Source organism: Devosia sp., from assembly GCF_040509215.1.
Classification (GTDB): Bacteria; Pseudomonadota; Alphaproteobacteria; order Rhizobiales; family Devosiaceae; genus Devosia.
On the sequence record NZ_JBEVLL010000362.1, the window covers coordinates 1 to 4,390 of the forward strand.

General features: G+C 60.2%; 3 protein-coding genes. 1 reads left to right on the top strand and 2 read right to left on the bottom strand.

Annotation, left to right across the window (positions count from 1 at the left end; translation table 11 throughout):
* Positions 1 to 14: 14 nt before the first annotated feature.
* Positions 15 to 1,820, bottom strand: coding sequence for a YbhB/YbcL family Raf kinase inhibitor-like protein (locus ABW043_RS20650; RefSeq protein WP_353923079.1), 1,806 nt, complete (start codon positions 1,818 to 1,820; stop codon positions 15 to 17).
* A 48-nt stretch (positions 1,821 to 1,868) separates the two neighbouring features.
* Positions 1,869 to 2,984 carry an alpha/beta hydrolase gene (locus ABW043_RS20655; RefSeq protein WP_353923080.1) on the bottom strand — a complete coding sequence of 372 codons (1,116 nt, stop codon included), beginning with the start codon at positions 2,982 to 2,984 and terminating at the stop codon, positions 1,869 to 1,871.
* A 329-nt stretch (positions 2,985 to 3,313) separates the two neighbouring features.
* Between ABW043_RS20655 and ABW043_RS20660 the strand changes: the two genes are divergently transcribed.
* Positions 3,314 to 4,390: catalase family protein (locus ABW043_RS20660; RefSeq protein WP_353923081.1), on the top strand; the 1,077-nt coding region annotated here is incomplete at its 3' end.

Consider the following 4,390-nt stretch of genomic DNA (forward strand, 5'->3'; position numbering starts at 1 on the left):
CCGGCCTTATTGAGTCAGTTGATTGGCTTCTCTTCGCCAGGACGTTCATAAGTACCGACCACTTCGCCCTTGCCGATGACGTGACCTTCGATGGCCGCAAGCACCTGTTCACGAGTGGCACCTGGGTCGACCGGGATTTGAGACAGATCGAGCGCGAAGACTTGGAAATGGTACTTGTGCGCTGGATCTCCTAGCGGAGGACGCGGGCCCATATAGCCGGTCTGGCCTTTGCTGTTCGTACCTTGCTTGGCGCCTTCGGGCTGCTGCAGCACCGCATCGGTCGACAGGCCTTCGCCGATGCCGGTTGCGTCGCCGGAAATGTCGTAGATGATCCAGTGCACGAACGGCTTGGGATCGGCGGCATCCGGATCATCGACAATCACGAGAATCGACTGCGTGCCATCGGGCGGCGTACCCCATTCGAGCGCAGGCGACGCGTTGTCACCCTCGGCGGCATGCTTGAGCGGGATGAGGTCGCCATTGCCGAAAGACGGTGCCGTGACTTCGATCGTGCCCTCGGCTTCGACAAGATTGAAGGCGATATCGGATTGGGGAAGCGGTACGGTGACGTCCGGCGGCGTTGTTGCTTCCGCCGTTTCGGCTGTTTCGCCTCTCTCATGGGTGATGCGATAGACGATGCCGTTGAAGTCATCGGCCAGTAGCAGCGCACCATCTTCGGTCTGCGTGATCCCGGCCAGACGAGCGAGGAAACCATAACCACCATCCTCATGTTCGACGAGGAAGCCTTCGGCGAAATGATCCCAGCCGACCGGCTCCCCATCGGCGAAATCCACGCGTGTGACTTCATAGCCGCTTGGTGGCCGGCGGTTCCAGGAGCCGCGCATGGCAATAAAGGCGTCGCCCCTATATTCCTCGGGGAAAGCCGTGCCTGTGTAGAATGTCATCTGCATCGGGGCGGCATGGGCCGTGTAGCCGACGACCGGCTCTTCGCTCTGGGCAGCCCATTGTTCGAGCGCAATGCCCTCCGGTGGGTTCATGTGAGGATTGAGATTGCCGAAGTCGAAGACATAGGGCCAGCCGTATTTATGGCCCTGCTCGATGCGGTTGAACTCTTCCTTCTGCTCTTCGTCGCCGAGCCAGTCGGTGCCATGATCGGCGCCATAGAGCACACCGCCGGTCGGCTCCCATCCAAAACCGATCGTGTTGCGCAGGCCCGAGGCAAAGATAGTTCGCGACTTGCCATCGAGGCTGGCACGCAGAAGGGTCGCGCTTTCCGGGCTGGTCTCGATGCATTCATTGCAGGTCGAGCCAACCGTTATGTAGAGCATCTCGTCGGGACCAATCGCCAGGGTGCGGTTGGCGTGCTGGCCGCCGTCCGGCAGGTCATCAATAATAAGCGTCAGTTCGCCAAAGCTGCCATCCTCAGTGACCGGCGCGGTATAGACCTCGTTTACGGTCGCGAGATAGGCCGTGTCGCCATGGAAGGCGAGACCATGCATGCCCGGGCGGGCAGCGACGATGGTGAAATCCTCAAACTTGCCGTCACCATCGGCATCGTTGAGTCGGATCACATCAGCTTCGGTCCGGCGCGTCGCATAGACATGCTCGCCATGGGTGGCCAGCATTCTGGTATTACCGAGATCGCGGCCCACGACCTCAACCATAAAGCCCTCGGGCACCTTGATCTGGGCGGCAAGCTCGGCATCGTCGGAAATGGTGACGGGCTCGGGTTCAAGGATCGAGCCTTGTACGGTGACGTCGGAATATTCGCCGATTGTGCCCTGTGGCTGGGCGAAGACGGGCATAGCCACCAATAGTGCAGCGCTCGATGCGGCAATGGTCAGGAACGGTCGGATCATTTCAGGCCTCTTGGGTTTTCGGGGTCTGGAAAAGCAAGGGCCCGGCGCTTAGCCGGGCCCTCCAAAATTACTGGGCGCCAAACCTGCGCGCAGCTCGGCACCGACAAAGTCCTGCGCTTCCTTGGCTTCGGGCACGACGCCAGCCATACCGAAGAATTCATGCGTTACTCCGTTCCAGTTCTGGTACGCGACCTCGACGCCCGCTTCTTCCAGCTTGTCGCGCAGCATCATTCCTTCGGACTGCAGCGGGTCGATTTCGGCAGAAACGATGGTCACCGGCGGCAGGTCGGCCAGATTCGCTGCGCCGACGAGGTCAATGCGTGGATCGGCGGTTTCGGTCGTGTCGTTGAGATAGTGACCGACAAACCATTCGATATCGGCCTTGCCGAGCGGCACCGCGTTCTGATTGGCGATATAGGACGGCGTTTCAAGATCGTCGCCGGCCACAGGATAGACCGCGAGGATAGCGTCAGGCACAGTCAGCTGCTGGTCACGTGCGGCAATGGCAACGTTGATGGCGAGATTACCACCGGCGCTTTCGCCGGCAACGGCGATGCGTTCGGGGTCGCCATTCCACTGTCCGGCATTTTCGACCACATAGCTATAGGCAGCGACAGCGTCGTCATGAGCCGCCGGGAACTTGTCCTCCGGCCCCTGACGATAATGCACCGAGACGACAATGGCGGCGCCCTGATTGGCAAGAGCGCGCGGCGATGCATCATAGACATCGAGATCGGCGATGACCCAGCCACCACCGTGGAAATAGACGATGACGGGGAGTGTCTCTCCTTCAGCAGCGCCTTCCGGCCAATAGACACGGGCCTCGAGATCACCGGCAGCACCAGAGATCATTACGTCCTCGGTCCGTGCGACCGCTTCCGGTTCAGGCGGCGCACCGGTCTTGTCTTCCGCGACAGCCATCGCGGCCTCTGCCGGCGTCGGTTGACTGCGAGCTTCCTCGACCGAAAGCGTGTTGACGGGCTTGGCGCCGAGTTCCATCAGCTTGGTGATGACGGCGGCCATCTCAGGATTGGCACGATCGACTGTACCACTATCCTTGGAGGTGGCTACGGCTTCGTCGACAGGACGAGGCTCCTCTTGGGCAAAGCTGGGCACGGCCATCAAGGCGGTAAAGGCAGTCGTCGCGAGCAGCATATTGCGCATCATGTGTCCTGGCTGGCCTAGGGCGGCCGTGTTGGGTTCGACATCGGGCGCAAGCGGGATAAGGGCTCGGCTGCCGTTCCGTTGGCAAGGTCGGGAAGCCAGAAAAGCCGGTCTTGTTCCCTGTGCCGATGGGTATGGTTGACGTACGCCGCCACCTCTTGGACCGCCAACGGTGGCTCTGGTGTTGGGTTCCTCAGTGGTTAACAGAACACCGATCACGTTTGTCTGTCGCAGATTTGATTGGTTGGCAGTCGGCACCGGACGATTGCGCTGGAACATAGCGAGCGTGACGTCCGTTCGCTCCCCGACCCCGATCGCAGGAGCACCTCATGGCCAACATCCCCGCCAATCCAGAACCCTACCGGCCCGATCTGGAGGTCGTGGCCGAGGATGAAGCCAAGACGCAGCAGGAATTGATGGAAACCATGCTTTCCATCTCGCATAAAGTTTATGAGGACAGCGGCCACGCACATCGCAGCGTTCACTCCAAGAGCCATGGATTGTTGAAGGTCGATGTTGAAGTTTTGGACAATCTGCCTGAACCACTGGCGCAGGGCGTATTCGCAGCGCCCCGTCGCTACGAAGGTGTTTTGCGGTTTTCGACCATTCCCGGGGACATTCTACCCGACACCGTGTCAACGCCACGTGGCGCTGCGCTCAAGTTGCTCGCCGTAGACGGAGAACGCCTGCCGGGTGCAGAGGGCGATCGGGATCAAGACTTCGTCATGGTCAACGGCAAGAAATTTGCTGCGCCCAACGCCAAAGCGTTCCTTAAGAACCTCAAGCTGCTCGCGGCAACGACGGACAAAATCGAAGGCATCAAGGTTGCATTGTCCGGCGCGTTGCGCGGCATAGAAAAATTGGTCGAGAAGACTGGGCACGAAAGCGCTCTCGTCAAATCTCTCGGTGGCGAGCCCGAAACCAACATCCTCGGCGAGAGCTTCTTTTCCCAGCTTGCCCTGCGCCATGGTCGTTACATCGCGAAATATGCGCTGATCCCGAGGTCACCGAACCTAACATCACTGACCAAGGAACTGGTCGATATCGGTCACGACGACAATGCCATACGCAGCGCCGTGCAAAGGTTCTTCGAAACCGAGACAGGCGAATGGTCGCTGCAGGCTCAGCTTTGCGCTGACATCGACAGCATGCCGATCGAGGACGCCACCGCAGAATGGGACGAAGGCGTCAGCCCGTTTGTCACGATTGCCCGCGTTATCGCCGTACCCCAAAACGCTTGGAGCGACGCACGATCAACCGCAGTTGACGATGGCATGGGCTTTGCGCCTTGGCACGGCCTCACCGATCACCAACCGCTGGGCAGCATCATGCGCGCGCGGCGCCTTTCCTACGATCGCGCGCAACGGTTCAGGTCGGAACACAACGCGACCGCAGTGCGGTCGCCC